The organism is Phenylobacterium sp., assembly GCF_022402485.1.
Classification (GTDB): domain Bacteria; phylum Pseudomonadota; class Alphaproteobacteria; order Caulobacterales; family Caulobacteraceae; genus Phenylobacterium.
In genome coordinates this window covers 1-15,808 of sequence record NZ_JAKRSA010000025.1, presented here as the reverse complement: position 1 = coordinate 15,808, position 15,808 = coordinate 1, and the positions used below count along the sequence as shown (strand labels likewise).

The 15,808-nt window shown below is 66.5% G+C and carries 18 protein-coding genes; 7 read left to right on the top strand and 11 right to left on the bottom strand.

Annotated elements, in window-relative coordinates:
* Positions 1-5: 5 nt before the first annotated feature.
* The 3 genes from MH112_RS10040 to thiE form a co-directional block, all read right to left on the bottom strand.
* Positions 6-1,040 (bottom strand): glycerophosphodiester phosphodiesterase family protein, encoded by a 1,035-nt coding sequence (locus MH112_RS10040; RefSeq protein WP_296567247.1) that lies wholly within the window; start codon positions 1,038-1,040, stop codon positions 6-8.
* 45 nt (positions 1,041-1,085) lie between these two features.
* Complete coding sequence (locus MH112_RS10035; protein ID WP_296567245.1) at positions 1,086-1,880, bottom strand: inositol monophosphatase family protein; 795 nt, start codon at positions 1,878-1,880, stop codon at positions 1,086-1,088.
* Between the two features lie 104 nt (positions 1,881-1,984).
* The gene (gene thiE / locus MH112_RS10030; protein WP_296567243.1) at positions 1,985-2,665 is read right to left on the bottom strand and encodes a thiamine phosphate synthase; all 681 of its coding nucleotides are present in this window, start codon (positions 2,663-2,665) and stop codon (positions 1,985-1,987) included.
* A 154-nt stretch (positions 2,666-2,819) separates the two neighbouring features.
* Between thiE and MH112_RS10025 the strand changes: the two genes are divergently transcribed.
* Positions 2,820-3,005 (top strand): (2Fe-2S)-binding protein, encoded by a 186-nt coding sequence (locus tag MH112_RS10025; protein WP_296567239.1) that lies wholly within the window; start codon positions 2,820-2,822, stop codon positions 3,003-3,005.
* A gap of 133 nt (positions 3,006-3,138) precedes the next feature.
* The gene (gene bfr, locus MH112_RS10020) at positions 3,139-3,618 is read left to right on the top strand and encodes a bacterioferritin (RefSeq protein WP_296567235.1); all 480 of its coding nucleotides are present in this window, start codon (positions 3,139-3,141) and stop codon (positions 3,616-3,618) included.
* A gap of 102 nt (positions 3,619-3,720) precedes the next feature.
* Here the strand turns inward: bfr and fba are convergent, their stop codons facing one another.
* The 6 genes from fba to tkt all read right to left on the bottom strand — a co-directional run bounded on the left by fba (position 3,721) and on the right by tkt (position 10,943).
* Positions 3,721-4,806, bottom strand: a complete 1,086-nt coding sequence (gene fba / locus MH112_RS10015) for a class II fructose-bisphosphate aldolase (RefSeq protein WP_296567233.1) — start codon at positions 4,804-4,806, stop codon at positions 3,721-3,723.
* A 29-nt stretch (positions 4,807-4,835) separates the two neighbouring features.
* The gene (locus MH112_RS10010) at positions 4,836-6,026 is read right to left on the bottom strand and encodes a phosphoglycerate kinase (protein ID WP_296567230.1); all 1,191 of its coding nucleotides are present in this window, start codon (positions 6,024-6,026) and stop codon (positions 4,836-4,838) included.
* A 97-nt stretch (positions 6,027-6,123) separates the two neighbouring features.
* Entirely contained in the window at positions 6,124-7,131 is a 1,008-nt protein-coding gene (gap, locus tag MH112_RS10005) for a type I glyceraldehyde-3-phosphate dehydrogenase (RefSeq protein WP_296567227.1), read from the bottom strand.
* A gap of 146 nt (positions 7,132-7,277) precedes the next feature.
* Positions 7,278-7,760, bottom strand: coding sequence for a hypothetical protein (locus tag MH112_RS10000; protein ID WP_296567224.1), 483 nt, complete (start codon positions 7,758-7,760; stop codon positions 7,278-7,280).
* Positions 7,761-7,768: 8 nt separating this feature from the next.
* A complete protein-coding gene (gene purT, locus MH112_RS09995) occupies positions 7,769-8,968 on the bottom strand; it encodes a formate-dependent phosphoribosylglycinamide formyltransferase (protein ID WP_296567221.1) in 1,200 nt (399 codons plus the stop codon).
* 4 nt (positions 8,969-8,972) lie between these two features.
* The gene (gene tkt / locus MH112_RS09990) at positions 8,973-10,943 is read right to left on the bottom strand and encodes a transketolase (protein ID WP_296567218.1); all 1,971 of its coding nucleotides are present in this window, start codon (positions 10,941-10,943) and stop codon (positions 8,973-8,975) included.
* A 145-nt stretch (positions 10,944-11,088) separates the two neighbouring features.
* Here tkt and MH112_RS09985 point away from each other — a divergent pair, with 145 nt between their 5' ends.
* The 5 genes from MH112_RS09985 to MH112_RS09965 all read left to right on the top strand — a co-directional run bounded on the left by MH112_RS09985 (position 11,089) and on the right by MH112_RS09965 (position 13,929).
* Complete coding sequence (locus tag MH112_RS09985) at positions 11,089-11,436, top strand: DUF4164 family protein (RefSeq protein WP_296567215.1); 348 nt, start codon at positions 11,089-11,091, stop codon at positions 11,434-11,436.
* 4 nt (positions 11,437-11,440) lie between these two features.
* Positions 11,441-11,767 (top strand): cell division protein ZapA, encoded by a 327-nt coding sequence (gene zapA / locus MH112_RS09980; protein WP_296567214.1) that lies wholly within the window; start codon positions 11,441-11,443, stop codon positions 11,765-11,767.
* 280 nt (positions 11,768-12,047) lie between these two features.
* Positions 12,048-12,617, top strand: coding sequence for a 5-formyltetrahydrofolate cyclo-ligase (locus MH112_RS09975; protein ID WP_296567212.1), 570 nt, complete (start codon positions 12,048-12,050; stop codon positions 12,615-12,617).
* A 9-nt stretch (positions 12,618-12,626) separates the two neighbouring features.
* Positions 12,627-13,463, top strand: a complete 837-nt coding sequence (locus tag MH112_RS09970; protein WP_296567209.1) for a TIGR00282 family metallophosphoesterase — start codon at positions 12,627-12,629, stop codon at positions 13,461-13,463.
* 112 nt (positions 13,464-13,575) lie between these two features.
* Positions 13,576-13,929, top strand: a complete 354-nt coding sequence (locus MH112_RS09965; protein WP_296567567.1) for a phage holin family protein — start codon at positions 13,576-13,578, stop codon at positions 13,927-13,929.
* A 3-nt stretch (positions 13,930-13,932) separates the two neighbouring features.
* Here the strand turns inward: MH112_RS09965 and MH112_RS09960 are convergent, their stop codons facing one another.
* Both MH112_RS09960 and groEL read right to left on the bottom strand, forming a co-directional pair.
* Entirely contained in the window at positions 13,933-14,826 is an 894-nt protein-coding gene (locus tag MH112_RS09960) for a restriction endonuclease (protein WP_296567206.1), read from the bottom strand.
* A gap of 152 nt (positions 14,827-14,978) precedes the next feature.
* A partial coding sequence (gene groEL, locus MH112_RS09955) for a chaperonin GroEL (RefSeq protein WP_296567203.1) occupies positions 14,979-15,808 on the bottom strand: 830 nt, incomplete at its 5' end.

The following is a 15,808-nucleotide window of genomic DNA, read 5'->3' as shown; positions in this document are numbered from 1 at the left end:
GGGCCTCAGGCGCCGAACACCTCCCGCCGCACCTCGACGGCCAGGGCCGTGAAGTCCGTGAATACGCCATCGACCCCAGCCCTGTAGAGGGCGCGCAGCAAGGTGGCAGAATCCCCATGGGCGGCCGGGTCTGTGCCGCGCTGAAGCGAGGCTGGCAGGAAGTTGTTCTCAGCCCGATGGGTCCAGGGGTGGACTTTCAGCCCCGCCGAATGGGCCCGGGCAATCAGGCTGGTCGCCGCAAGGTCGGGCTGATCAAGGTGGAGCACCATCTTCATCTCCGGCCCCAGGCCATCGGCAAAGGTCGCCATGTCGGCCAGGTCAACGTCCGACAGGTCGCCCTCACCGATCAGCATCACGGTCGGCGCTGAACTGCGGGCGCGGAAGGCCCGGAGCGGGGCAGCCTCGAAGCACTGGACGAATACCGGCGCATCCCGGCGGTCCATATTGTTGTCGCGCAGTGCCGCGGCCAGGGTCTCGCCCATGGTCAGGCCGAGCCCTTCGAAATAGCTGGGATGCTTCATCTCCGGATAGACCCCGATGGTCCGGCCGGTCCGGGCGCTCTCTGTCCTCGCCAGGTCGATCACCTCCGGGAAGGTGGGGACCAGAGCCTGGCCGTCAAAGGCGACGCTGGCGGGGCGCAGGTGGGGCAGGCGCTCCCGCGCCCTCAAGGTCTTCAGCTCGGCCAGGGTAAAGTCCTCGGTGAACCAGCCGCTGAAGGTTTCCCCGTCGATCACCTTCTGGGTCTGGCGCGCGGCAAATTCCGGCCGGGCGGCCACATCGGTGGTTCCGCCGATCTCGTTCTCATGCCGGGCGACCAGCACGCCGTCACGGGTCATCACGAGGTCAGGCTCGATATAGTCGGCCCCCTGATCAATGGCCCGCTGATAGGCCATAAGGGTGTGTTCTGGCCGCTCGCCGCTGGCACCCCGATGGGCGATCACCAGGGGGCGGGGCCATCGCCGCGCCTGGGCCTGGCCAGAGGCTGCCGCCAGGGCGAGGGGGAGGGACGCCGTAAAGGCGCGACGGGACATGGCGCTCATGAACCTGCTCTAGCCGCCCCATGTGACGGTTGCATCAAAGGGAGCCTAGGCGGCGGCGCGCAGGCGCTCCAGCAGTAGCGGATGCAGCTCCAGATTGGCCGTACAGACCGAGCCTGTGGCGAGGACGTCTTCGCCCCCATCAGCATCGGTCACCTTGCCGCCAGCCTCGGTGATCAGCAGGATCCCGGCCGCCAGGTCCCAGCGGTTGAGATCGCGCTCCCAATAGCCGTCGAACCGACCAGCCGCCACATAGGCCATGTCCAGGGCCGCTGAGCCAAAACGGCGAACGCCAGCCACCCGCTGGCTGATCTGATGCAGCTCTTTCAGGAACTTGGCGTGTTGTCCGTGGCCGAGGAAGGGAATGCCGGTGGCGATCACCGATTCATCGAACCGGGTCCGGGCGGCCACCCGCAGGCGATGGTCATTGAGGAAGCAGCCCTTGCCCTTCTCGGCCCAGAACAGCTCGTTGCTCACGGGGTTGAAGGTGAGGGCGGCCACGATGGCCCCCTGGCGCTCCAGGGCGATATTGATGGCGAAGTGCGGGATGGCGTGCAGGAAGTTGGTGGTGCCGTCCAGGGGATCGACGATCCAGGTGTGGGTCTTGTCGGTGCCCTCGATCATGCCCCGCTCTTCCCCGAGGAAGCTGTAGCCCGGGCGCGCCGCCATCAGGGCCTCGAAGATGGTCTGCTCGGCCTTGATGTCGGCGGCCGAGACAAAGTCCGCCGCGCTCTTCTTGGAGACCTGCAGCTCGGCCAGTTCGCCAAAGTCGCGGTTGAGCCCGCGGGCGGCCTTGCGGGCGGCGTCGGACATGACTTTCAGAAGTGCGGTCTGCGTGGCCACGGTGTGTTCCAGTGCGCGCAAGGGACGGGCGGCGATGGTCGTCGCTCGGGCGGGAAATGGGCGGCGGAACCTAGTCGCCACACCGCCCTATGGCAAGGCAGGCTTCAGGCCTCTCCCGCATTGAGCTGGGCCACGGCCCGTCGGGCCAGCCCACGGGCGATGGCCGCGTTCAGTTCCCGAACGGCGACGGCGGGGCCCAGCGGATGGGTCCAGACCCCGGCGGAGACGGCAAGGAAGTCGGCGCCGGCGGCAGTCAGGTCCTCTGCGGTGTCGACGGTGATGCCGCCGATGGCCACGCAGGGGATCTCCATGGACTCCTGCCAGATGGTCAGGAGTTCAGGCTCAGCGCGGGTCGAGGCGTCCTTGGTGGTCGTGGGATGGAAGGCGCCAAACGCCACATAGTCGGCCCCGGCCTCGGCCGCCTCCATGGCGAGATGGCGGCTGTCATGGCAGGTGACGCCGATCATGGCGTGTTTGCCCATGATCCTGCGCGCCTCCCGGCAGGGGGGATCGTCCTGACCCACATGCACCCCGTCGCAAGCCAAGGCGGCGGCGAGGTCTGGGCGGTCATTGAGGATCACGGCCACGTCCCGGCTGTGGGCGATCGGCATCAGCACGTCCACGGCCGCGGCGATCACCTCGTCCGATGCGCCCTTCAGACGGATCTGCAGGGCGGCCACGTCCCCGGCGTCCAGGGCACCGCCTAGAATATGGCCAAAGGCCGCCAGATCGCTGAGGACCGGCGGGGTGATCAGATAGAGGCGGCAGTCCGGGGGCGAGGTCATGCCATGGCTTCTAGCGCTCTGACGGGGGGAAGGGGAGGGGGTGCCCCGGCTACAGGCTGCCCTCCAGGTCAGTTGCGAATTCATCTGCAAATGACTTGCAAGGACGTTCGCATCTGGTAAATGTCAGGGCGTCGCCCAGGGAGCACCACCGCTCGTGTACGTCTGCAATTGCAATGGCATTCGGGAACGCGAAGTCCGCGCCGCCGTCGCGGCGGGCGCTAGCCGGCCGGCGGAAATCTTCCAGGCCTGCGACGCCAAGCCCCAGTGCGCCCGGTGCGTCTGCGACATGCGCGAAATCCTCCAGGAACAGCAGCAGACCCTGCGCTACGCCGCCGAATAGGCGGGCGTTCCAAGGTCTTGCGGTCGATATCTTCGACAGCGCAAATCACTTGCAAACATAGGCTTTGACACGGCGCGGACTTCGCATGAGGTTGCGCTCAATTCTGTGCGCGGCGTGAGGAAAGGAGCCACACATGCAGGGCGACAAGGCTGTTATCCGAATGCTTAATGCGGTGCTCACCAATGAGCTGACTGCTGTTAATCAGTATTTCCTGCATGCTCGCATGTTCGAAAACTGGGGTCTGCGCCGTTTGGGCAAGATCGTCTATGAAGAGTCGATCGGTGAGATGAAGCACGCCGACAAGCTCATCAACCGCATCCTGTTCCTGGAAGGCCTGCCCAACCTGCAGGACCTGCACAAGCTCAAGGTCGGCGAGACTGTCGGCGAATGCCTGGAGTCTGACCTCGCTGTCGAAACCGGCGGCCGGGCGACCCTGATCGAGGGCATCAAGATGTGTGAGGGCGTCGCCGACTATGTGTCGCGCGAGCTGCTGCGCGAGATCCTCTCCGACACCGAAGAGCACATCGACTACCTCGAAACCCAGCTTCTGCTCCTGAAGTCGCTTGGCGAAGCCAACTTCATGCAGAGCGCCATGGGCGAGATGGAAGGCTAGGGCCTTCCATCAGCGCCACGTGCTGATGAGCGGAATGCAAAATGAAAACGCCGGCCAGGAGGTCCTGGCCGGCGCTTCTCGTTCGGGATCGTGCCTGGAAGCCTACTCGGCGGCCTGGCGGCTGACGCCGATCTTCGGGTCCAGTTCGCCGGCGGCGTAGCGCTTGGCCATGACCGAGAGCGGTAGCGGCTTGATCTTGTCGGCCCAGCCCGCGCAGCCGAACTCCTCGAACCGCTGCTGGCAGACCGACCGCATGGCGTCCATGGCCGGCTTCAGATATTTGCGCGGGTCGAACTCGCCGGGGTTCTCGGCGAACACCTTGCGGATGGCGCCGGTCATGGCCATCCGGTTGTCGGTGTCGATATTGATCTTGCGCACCCCGTGCTTGATGCCGCGCTGGATCTCCTCCACCGGCACCCCCCAGGTCTGGGGCATTTCGCCGCCATACTGGTTGATGATGTCCTGCAGGTCCTGCGGCACCGAGGATGAGCCGTGCATCACCAGGTGGGTGTTGGGCAGGCGGCGGTGGATTTCCTCGATCACGTTCATGGCCAGGACGTCACCGTCCGGCTTGCGGGTGAACTTGTAGGCCCCGTGGCTGGTGCCCATGGCGATGGCGAGCGCGTCCACCTGGGTGGCTTTCACGAACTCGACGGCCTGGTCGGGATCGGTGAGCAGCTGGTCATGGCCGAGCTTGCCCTCAAAGCCGTGGCCGTCTTCCTTCTCGCCCATGCCGGTCTCAAGGCTGCCCAGCACGCCCAGTTCGCCCTCGACGCTGGCGCCCACCCAGTGGGCCATGTCCACCACGTTGCGGGTGACCTTGACGTTGTAATCGTAGTCGGCCGGCGTCTTGGCGTCGGCCATCAGCGAGCCGTCCATCATCACCGAGGTAAAGCCGAACTGGATCGCCGTGGCGCAGGTGGCCTCGTTGTTCCCGTGGTCCTGGTGCATGCAGATCGGGATGTGCGGATACATTTCCGCCAGGGCGTCGATCAGGTGCTTCAGCACGATGTCATTGGCGTAGGAGCGCGCGCCCCGGCTGGCCTGGATGATCACCGGCGCGTTGACCGCATGGGCGGCCTCCATGATCGCCAGGCCCTGCTCCATATTGTTGATGTTATAGGCCGGCACGCCATAGCTGTGCTCGGCAGCATGATCGAGAAGCTGTCTCAGGGTAATCCGGGCCATCGCCGCCTATCCGTTGCTCTTGTTGTCTCTTACTGGCTCAAAGCCGCCACACCGGGCAAGGTCTTGCCTTCCATCCATTCAAGGAACGCGCCGCCAGCCGTCGAGACGAAGGTAAAGTCATCGGCGCAGCCTGCCACGTTCAGAGCTGCCACCGTATCACCACCGCCGGCCACGGCCACCAGCTTGCCGGCTTTCACCAGCGAGGCTGCATGGCGGGCCGCGGTAACGGTGCCCTTGTCGAAGGGCGGCATCTCGAACACGCCCAGCGGGCCGTTCCAGATCAGGGTCTTGGAATTGTCCATCGCCCGGCAGAGGCGCTCGACCGTCTCCGGGCCGGCGTCGAGGATGCGCTCGTGCTCGTCCACGGCCCCCAGGGTGCGGACTCGCGCCGGCGCGCCCGGTGCCATCTTCTCGGCCACCACGATGTCCAGGGGCAGGAAGAGCTTGCAGTTGTGCTGGCCGGCCAGGCGAATGATGTCCCGGGCGGTCTCGGCCATGTCCTTCTCGCAGTAGGACGCGCCGACATCGTGGCCCTGGGCGTAGAGGAAGGTGTTGGCCATGCCGCCGCCGATGGCCAGCTTGTCGAGCTTGGTCACCAGGTGGCTGAGCAGGTCGAGCTTGGTCGAGACCTTCGAGCCGCCGACGATGCCGAGGACCGGGCCCTCGGGCTTGCCCAGCGCCTTGTCCAGGGCCGAAAGCTCCAGGCGCATCTGCTCGCCGGCATAGGCGGGCAGCACGCGGGCCAGGCCCTCGGTGGAGGCGTGGGCCCTGTGCGCGGCCGAGAAGGCGTCGTTCACATATAGGTCGCCCAGGGCACCCAGGGCCTTGGCGAAGGCGGGATCGTTGCCCTCTTCGCCGGCGTGGAAGCGGACATTCTCCAGCAGCAGCACGCCGCCGGGTCCCAGGGCGTCCACCGCCGCGGCAGCGGCCTCGCCGACGCAGTCGGCCGCGAAGGCCACCGGGCCGCCGAGCACCTTGGCCAGGGCCGGGACGATGGGCTCCAGGCTCATTGACGGCACCACCTTGCCCTTCGGGCGGTCGAAGTGGGCGAGCAGCACCACCTTGGCCCCGCCCTGGCGCAGCTTCTGGATGGTCGGGACCGCAGCCTGAAGGCGGGTGTCATCGGACACCTCGCCCTCATGCATCGGCACATTGAAGTCCACCCGCACCAGGGCGCGCTTCCCGGAAAGATCCACGTCGTCGAGAGTCTTGAAGGTCATGGGCCCTTAAGCGGTCCAGAGGGGCAGGGGCGAAGGCCTCGACCCGCCAGGACCGCCCGCGGCCCAGGGTCGAGGCCCTCAGCGGCGGCGGTCGACTCTAGATCAGCTTGGCCATGGCCAGCGCGGTGTCGCTCATCCGGGTGGAGAAGCCCCACTCGTTATCATACCAGGACAGAACCCGGCCGAGCTGACCCTCGATCACCTGGGTCTGCGGCAGGGCGGCGGTGGAGGACGCCGCAATGTGGTTCAGGTCGATGGACACCAGCGGATCGTTGGAGGTGTCGAGCACGCCCTTCATGGCGCCATCGGCAGCCGCCTGCAGGGCAGCATTGATCTCGTCCTTGGTCACCTTGCGGCCCGGCACGAACTTCAGGTCCACCACCGAGACATTGGGGGTCGGCACGCGGATCGAGGAGCCGTCCAGCTTGCCAGCCAGCTCCGGCAGCACCAGGCCCACGGCCTTGGCCGCGCCGGTGGAGGTGGGGATCATGGACATGGCCGCGGCGCGGCCGCGGTAGAGGTCCTTGTGCATGGTGTCGAGCGTCGGCTGGTCGCCGGTATAGGCATGGATGGTGGTCATGTAGCCACGCTCGATGCCGCAGAGGTCGTGGATCACCTTGGCGATCGGGGCCAGACAGTTGGTGGTGCACGAGGCGTTGGAGACGATCAGGTCATCCTTGGTCAGGACCCCATGGTTGACCCCATAGACAATGGTCTTGTCGGCATCGTCGCAGGGTGCGCTGACCAGCACGCGCTTGGCACCGGCCCGCAGATGGGCGCTGGCCTTGTCCTTGGAGGTGAACAGGCCGGTGCACTCCAGGGCGATGTCGACGCCCAGTTCCTTGTGGGGCAGGTCGGCGGGATCGCGGATGGCGGTGACCTTGATCGGCCCGCGACCCACATCGATCGTATCGCCGGCCACGGTGACCACGCCGGGGAAGCGGCCATGCACGCTGTCATAGCGCAGCAGGTGGGCATTGGTCTCCACAGGCCCCAGATCGTTGATGGCCACCACCTCGATGTCGGTGCGGCCATGCTCGATGATCGAGCGCAGGACGAGCCTGCCGATGCGGCCGAAACCGTTGATGGCGACGCGGACGGTCATTGTGGTGTTCTCCTGGCGAGATGAGGGGCAGCGGACGACGTTTTCCGATTGTTTTGCCGGGGTTTTGTGCGGGCGTCCGCGCGGGAGTCAAGGGGAAGTGAACCTGATCAGCCTGACCGGTTGGCGAATGTGATCCGGTGGATGTCTCAACCGACTTGAAAGCGATGGACGTGCCGGTCTCCCAGGAAAATCTGCTCCACCTGGCGACCTCCGGCGGCGGCGATAGCCCGGGGCCAGAAGGCCAGTGCGGGGGCCGTGGCGACGTAGACTTGAAGCTCCCAAAGACCAGGCCGGGTGGTAAAGGCGGCGCAGGCTGCGGCCAGGCCAATTCCGGTGCGTCGCCACGGCGCTAGAACGCAGAATTCCGCAACCGCCGCATCGCAACCCAGGCCAGACGGGGAATAGCGGTTCACCAGCACAAACCCGGCCCGTACCGCGTCGACCAAGATCCACAAGGGCTGGCGCTCGGGTTCGGTCCAATAACTTTCAAAGTGGGGGTAGTGGGTGGGATCACCGTGGTGACGCCGAGGATCAACGATGTCGGCATGGGCGACCAGGTAGGGATCGAGCATGCGGCGCAGCTCAGTCTTCTCCGACGAGCCGATTGGCGTAAGGCGGACCTCGACCATGACCGCTCCTAGTCGCCCTTAACGACCCTGACCTTGGCTGCAGCCTCCAGGGCGCGGGCCCGGGCGACCTCGGTCGTGGCGGCGCGGGCCAGGGCTACGCCCATGCGGCGCCGCTCAAAGGCCTCCGGCTTGCCGAACAGACGCAGGTCGGCGCCGGGCACAGCCAGGGCCTCGGCGACGCCTTCAAAGGCCACGCCCCTGGCCTCCATACCCCCATAGATCACCGCGCTGGCGCCGGGTTCGCGCAAGGTCACGTCCACCGGCAGGCCCAGGATCGCCCGGGCGTGCAGGGCAAATTCGCTCTGAACCTGGGTCGAAAGCGTCACGAGGCCCGTGTCATGGGGGCGGGGGCTGACTTCCGAGAACCAGACCTCGTCGCCCTTCACAAACAGCTCGACCCCGAACAGGCCAAGGCCGCCGAGGCTTGCGGTGACGCGGGCGGCGATGTCGCGGGCGCGCTTCAGGGCCAGCGGGCTCATGGCTTGTGGCTGCCAGCTCTCCACATAGTCGCCCTGGACCTGGCGATGGCCGATGGGTTCACAGAAGTGGGTGGCCACCTCGCCGTCGGGCCCCCGGGCCCGCACGGTCAGTTGGGTGATCTCGAAGTCGAAATCGATCCGCCCCTCGACGATCACCCGGGCCTGTTCGACCCGGCCGCCTTCCAGGGCGTAGCGCCAGGCCTCAGCGATCCCGGCGGGGTCCTGCACATAGGACTGGCCCTTGCCCGAGGACGACATCACCGGCTTGACGAAGCAGGGATAGCCGACGGCCGCTGCGCCGGCCGCCAGCTCCGCCTCGGTGGAGGCGAAGGCATAGGGCGAGGTGGCCAGACCCAGTTCCTCAGCGGCCAGGCGGCGGATGCCTTCGCGGTTCATGGTCAGTTGGGCGGCCCGGGCCGTGGGGATCACCACCGAAAGGCCGGCGGCCTCGATGGCTGCCAGTTCGTCGGTGGCGATGGCCTCGATCTCGGGCACGATCAGGTTGGGCCGTTCGGCCTCGACCAGGGCGCGCAGGGCTGCGGCGTCCGTCATGGCGATGACGTGGCTGCGATGGGCCACCTGCATGGCCGGCGCATCGGCATAGCGGTCGACGGCGATCACCTCGCAGCCCAGGCGCTGCAGCTCGATGGCCACCTCCTTGCCCAGCTCACCTGAGCCCAGCAGCAGGACGCGCAGGGCGCTTGGCGAGAGTGGCGTGCCCAGGCGCATGGGCCTAGACCTTGGCCTGGACGGCGTCGGCCACAGCCTGAGCGGTGATGCCGAATTCCTTGTAGAGCCGCTCATAGGGCGCGCTGGCGCCGAAGCTCGACATGCCGATGAAGACCCCGTCCTCGCCGATGAACCGCTCCCAGCCGAGGCTGACGGCGGCTTCCACGGCTGCGCGGACCGGCGCCTGGCCGATCACAGAGGCGCGGTATTCGGGCGTCTGGGCGGCGAACAGCTCCCAGCAGGGGACCGAGACCACCCGGGTAGGCACGCCCTTGGCCTGCAGCAGGTCACGGGCGGCGAGCGCAATGGAGACCTCGGAACCGGTGGAGAAGATGGTGGCCTTGGCCTCGCCGTCGGCGGCGCGGAGCTCGTAAGCGCCCCTTGCCGACAGGTTTTCCCCCGCAGGTTCGGTCCGGGCGGCAGGCACCTTCTGGCGCGACAGAGCCATGATCGAGGGCGTCGTCGGCGTCGACAGGGCCAGCTTCCAGCACTCGGCGGCCTCCACCGCATCGGCGGGGCGATAGACGTTCAGGTTGGGCATGGCCCGCAGGGCGGCCAGGTGTTCCACCGGCTGGTGGGTGGGGCCGTCTTCGCCGAGACCAATGGAATCATGGGTCATCACATGGATGACACGGGTCCCCATAAGGGCGCCCAGCCGGATGGCCGGGCGGCTGTAATCGGAGAACACCATGAAGGTGCCGGAATAGGGAATGACGCCCCCATGCAGGGCCATGCCGTTCATGGCCGCCGCCATGCCGTGCTCGCGGATGCCGTAATGGACGTAGCGGCCAGAATAGTCGGGGGCATCGAAGGCGGGCGTGCCCTTGACGAAGGTGTTGTTCGACCCGGTCAGGTCGGCTGAACCACCGACCATTTCGGGGATGGCTGGGACCAGCTGTTCCAGGGCTGCGCCGGAATGGACGCGGGTGGCGTTGGCCGGGGCGGTCTTGGCCATTTCGGCGATGTGGGCGTCGAGCCGCTCAAAGGCACCGACGGGCAGTTCGCCAGCCATGGCCCGCTGGAACTCAGCCTTCAGGGCCGAGGCGCCCAGGGCCTTTTCCCAGCGCTTGCGGGGCTTGGCACCCTTGCGACCGGCGGCGCGCCAGGGCTTGTACACGTCCTCGGGAACCTCGAACGGCGCATGGGGCCAGCCCATGGCCAGGCGGGAATCGGCGATTTCGTCGTCGAACAGGGTGTAGCCGTGGCTGTGGGGGTCGCCTTCCTTGCGGCCCGCGCCCTTCGAGATCTTGGTCTTGCAGGCGATCATGGTCGGCTTGTCCTGCCGGGTCGCCCAGCGCAGGGCTGCGGCAATCTTGCCGAAGTCATGGCCATCCACCGCCTTCACCGCCCAGCCGGCCGCCTTGAAGCGGGCCATCTGGTCGCCGGTCTCGGCGATGGTCGCCTCGCCATCGATGGTGGTGTTGTTGTCGTCGAACAGGACGGTCAGCTTGTGGAGCTTGAAGCGCCCGGCCATGGAGATGGCCTCCTGGCTGACGCCCTCCATCAGGCAGCCGTCGCCGGCGATCACCCAGGTGCGGTGGTCCACCAGCTCATCACCGAAGCGGGCGGCCAGGTGACGCTCGGCCATGGCCATGCCCACCGCCGTGGCCAGACCCTGGCCCAGGGGGCCTGTGGTGGTCTCGACGCCCGGCGTGTGGCCAAACTCCGGATGGCCGGCGGTGTTGGAGCCCCACTGCCGGAAGTTCTTGATCTCCTCCATGGTCACCGCCTTGAAGCCGGTCAGATGAAGCAGGGCATAGATCAGCATCGAGCCATGGCCGGCTGAGAGCACGAATCGGTCGCGGTCGGCCCAATCGGGGGCGGCGGCGTCATACTTCAGGAACTTCGACCACAGGACGGTGGCCACATCGGCCATGCCCATGGGCATCCCCTGGTGCCCGGACTTGGCGCGGTGAACGGCGTCCATGGAGAGGACACGGATGGCGTCGGCCATGGTCTGAAGCTGGGCGGGCATGGGCGTTCCGGGAAGTCTGGAGGGCTTGAAGGCGGGCGCAGGCTGGCGGGGTCGCATGCACGAGCGGCGCGGTCAAGAAATGCGCCGCTTTCAGGCCACGCCCTGGGCAGTCTATAGATTAACGGACACACGTCGGGAGTCCTGAATGATCCGTGATCCTGCAAGCGAAAGCGCTATCGACCTGGCCGCCCGTCGGCTGGAGCGCGCCCTCGCCCTGCTGGAACAGCGCCTGGGCGAAACCAGGGGCCGAGGCGGTCCGGAGTCCGGGGGCCTGTTCGACCAGGACCGGGCCAGGCTGGCAGCGGCCCTGGACGAATCCCGGGCCCGGGAGCGGGCCCTGGCGGCGGCCGGCGCCGAGGCCTCGGCGGCCCTGGGCTGGGCCATCGCCGAAATCCGCGAGGTGCTGGAGGCCGATGCGGCGGTCCCTGACGACCCCGCGCCAGAGGCCAGCGACGGCACCGAAACCCCCGACCCCATGATCCGGGAGGACTGACCCCATGGCTCAGGTGACCATCGAGGTGAACGGCCGGCCCTATCAGGTGGGCTGCGAGGATGGCCAGGAGGCGCATCTTTTGGAGCTGGTGCGGCTGTTCGACCGTCAGGTTCGGGCGGTGTCTCAGGACATGGGTCAGCTGACGGAGACGCGGCTGTTCCTCATGGCGGCCCTGCTGATGGCAGACGAGCTGTGGGATTCCCGCACGCGCATGTCCAGCGTCCAGGCCGAGCTCGCCCGTCTGCAGTCTGACCGGGCGCGGATCGAATCGAAGGCCGTGGCGGCGCTCGACGGGGCGGCCAAGAAGATCGAGCAGCTGGCCGCCGAATAGGCCGCGCGCGCCTTGTTATCGCCGTGGCCCGCGCCTAGATTAGGCCTCGGCGGGTCTGCTGTGGCCCACGTCGAAGGCAACCTAATTCCTCCGACCTTAATTGTCTCGAAGGGAGCTGTCCCTGTCCGGCGCCGTGGCCCCGGACACATGGTGCCCACCTGGTTATCCAGGTCCGAGGGGATTAAAATCGTCCTTCACGGTTCTCGCGGCGCCGCCACCCACTTCCCAAGATTCACGCCGGATTTCCCTTCGCCGTATCGGTTCGGCTAAGAGCCTGGCGGTGACCTCTGTCTCCGATCAGAAAACAGCCCTGCGCCAAGCCCTGCGCCGCCTGCGCCGCAGGCTGGCTGCCGGTGATGTTGACGCCGCCGCCAAGGCCCTGGCTCATCTGCCTGTCCGACGGCTGGGGGCTGGCCCGGTGGCCGGCTATGTCGCCAAGGGTGCCGAGCTTGATCCAGCCCCGCTGATGGAAGCGCTTGCCCGCGCCGGCGCAGCGCTGGCCCTGCCGGCGGCCGTGAGCCGGGATGCGCCACTGATCTTCCGCGCCTGGACCCCGGGCGCGCCCCTGATGCCGGACGCCTTCGGAATTCCCGCCCCGCTCGCCGACCAGCCGAAGGTAGTGCCCACCGCCCTGATCTTACCGCTGCTGGCCTTTGATCGCCGGGGCGGGCGGCTGGGCCAGGGGGCGGGCGTCTATGACCGGGCGATCGCGGCGCTGGGCGCAGACCATCGCCCCTACCTGCTGGGCTATGGTTATGCTGGCCAGGAGATCGAGGACCTGCCGCTCGAGCCGCACGATCAACGGCTCGACGCCATTTTGACGGAAGCCGGACTGATTGAAGTCCGATAGGATGACCTGATGCGTTTCGCCTTTTTCGGAGATGTCGTCGGCCGGTCCGGCCGCGAGGGTCTCGCCGACCACCTGCCCATGTTGCGTCGCCAGCTCGGTCTCGAGTTTGTGGTTATCAACGCCGAGAACGCCGCCGCCGGCTTCGGGATCACCGAGAATACGGCGCGTGAGCTGTTCGACGCCGGCGCCGACTGCCTGACGCTCGGCAACCACTCCTGGGACCAGAAGGAGGCGCTGACCTATATCGTTCGCGAGCCTCGGCTGATCCGGCCCTTGAACTATTCGGTCCTGGCCGATGCGCCGGGCCGCGGGGCCAATCTGTTCGAAACCCAGTCGGGCCGCCGCATCCTGGTGATCAACCTGCTGGGCCGGGTCCATATGGACTCCCTCGACGACCCCTTCGCCGCGGTGGATCGCGAACTGGAGAAGGCGCCGCTGGGCATGGTCTCCGACGCAGTCATCGTCGACATGCACGCCGAGGCCACCAGCGAGAAGATGGCCATGGGCCATTTCTGCGACGGCCGGGCGAGCCTGGTGGTGGGCACCCATACCCATGTGCCCACAGCCGACTGCCAGATCCTCAACGGCGGCACCGCCTATCAGACCGACGCCGGCGCCTGCGCCGACTATGACAGCGTCATCGGCAACCAGAAGGAAGAGCCCCTGCGGCGCTTCACCACCCGCATTTCCAGCGGCCGCTACAAGCCCGCCGAGGGGCCGGCCACGGTGTGCGGGGTGTTCGTCGAGACCGATGACGCCACGGGCCTGGCCCGGCGGATCGAGCCCATCCGGGTGGGCGGCCGGCTCAGTGAGACCATCCCGAGGCTGGACACCGTCCAGGCCTGAACCCGCCATGAGGGGGCGAAATGGGGTGATGGGGTGACGACATCCCCATCATCGGCGACTATGGCGCCAGATCGGGCGGTCCAGACCGCCTTCACCTCCAGGGGGTCCCATGCTGGCCAAGTTCATTGTCCGCGCCATCTTCGCCGCCATCGGCCTGTGGCTGTCCTCGGTTCTGCTGGCCGGGGTGTCTTTCGCTGACCTGGGCAGCCTGATTCTCGCGGCGGTGCTCCTGGGGGTGGTCAACGCCATACTGCGGCCGATCCTGTTCATCCTGACCCTGCCCCTGACCTTCCTGACGCTGGGCCTGTTCCTGCTGGTGCTCAATGCCGCCATGATTGGCCTGGTGGCTGCCCTGCTGGGGGGCTTCACCGTCAGCGGCCTGTGGGCCGGCGTCGGCGCGGCGGTCATCACCGGCGTCACCAGCTGGATCGGCCACATGATCCTCGGGGAAGGACGGGAGGACTGAGGGTCAGGCGAAATAGTCTTCGTCGACGCTGCGCAAAACATAGGTCTGGCGAGCCCGAACCCCGACTTCATAGGCGATCATCAAGTCGGTCAGCTTTCGGCCGTTGATTAGAACGACGCGGTGCTGAACACGCTGGATATAATCCCGTGCCTCGCGAGAGAAATCCGACGTTGTCACGAAGACGCCTTTGGTTGCGCCCTCCCCAGTCAGAGACCCGATGAAGCGTTGAATGTCGGGTCTACTGACCTTGTTTTCCGGCGCATATCGTTTGGCCTGGATGTAGACCGCATCCAGACCGAGTGCGTCCTCGTTGATGATGCCGTCTATCCCGCCGTCGCCGGCGGTGGGAGTCATCGAGGCGTTGTCGAGCCGACCCCCGCCGTAGCCCATGGCGCTCAACAGATCCAAAATGATGCGCTCGAACCTCTGCGGGGTTACCTCCAGCAGGAGGCTGAGGAGATCGTCGCTCAGCGTCGAGTTCAAGATCGCGGTCGCAGCCTCTATCGCGTCCTCAGGGGTCTGCCGGTCGTCGATCGGCGGCGCTATGGGAGAACCGGCTTCTGTGGATCGAGGTGTGATGGATAGCGCTCTCCAAGCAGCGAAGTCATCAAACTGACTGAGGATCGTATTGCTGATGTGATCGGGATTCGTGGCCAGGAATTCATGCCCTAGCTGAGTAATCTCATGCACATTCCGCCGAGGAGACCTCAGCAGGCCGGCCTTTGATAGATAGGTTCTGGCCCAATGGGCCCGGCTCTGCAGCGTGGTGAGCCGTCCGCTAGGGATTAGCTGGTTTGCTTCCTCGTCGCTAATCGAGAACTCGGCCCGTAGGTGGGGAAGACAATCGGCGACGCTTTTCGCTGCCCCGTTGGAGAAAAGCTTAAGGACAGGCAGCATGAAGGTCTCGTAGTCCGGTATCGGCATCTGTCCCCGCCGTTCGATTCAGCATTAGCTGTCACCTTCATAGTGGCCGGTTGACGCACAAAGAAAAAGGGCGGTGCCCGGAGGCACCGCCCTTCTCGTCTTGAGATCGCTTGGAAGGCTTGGACTTAGAAGTCCATGCCACCCATGCCACCCATGTCGGGCATGCCGCCGCCGGCACCGCCGCCGCCCTTCTTGGGGGCTTCAACGATGGCCGCTTCGGTGGTGATCAGCAGGCCGGCGACCGAAGCCGCGTCCTGCAGAGCCGTCCGGACGACCTTGGCCGGGTCGATGACGCCGGCCAGGACCATGTCGACATATTCTTCGGTCTGAGCGTTGAAGCCGAAGGTGGGAGAGTCGCTTTCCAGCACCTTGGAGACGACGATCGAGCCTTCGACGCCGGCGTTTTCGGCGATCTGACGGATCGGGGCCTGCAGGGCGCGACGGACGATGGCGACGCCAGCTTCCTGGTCGTCATTGTCGCCCTTGAAGCCGTCCAGGATCTTGGAGGCCTTCAGCAGGGCGACGCCGCCGCCGGGAACGATGCCTTCTTCAACCGCGGCGCGGGTCGCATTGAGCGCGTCGTCGACGCGGTCCTTGCGTTCCTTCACCTCGACCTCGGTGGAGCCACCGACGCGGATGACCGCAACGCCGCCGGCCAGCTTGGCCAGACGTTCCTGCAGCTTTTCCTTGTCGTAGTCCGAGGTGGTGTCTTCGATCTGGCGCTTGATCTGGCTGATGCGGCCTTCAATGCCTTCCTTCTCACCCGAGCCGTCCACGATGGTGGTGTCGTCCTTGGTGATGGTGACCTTCTTGGCCTTGCCGAGCATGTCCAGGGACACGTTCTCGAGCTTGATGCCCAGGTCTTCGCTGATCAGCTGGCCGCCGGTCAGGATGGCGATGTCTTCCAGCATGGCCTTGCGGCGATCGCCGAAGCCCGGCGCCTTGACGGCGGCGA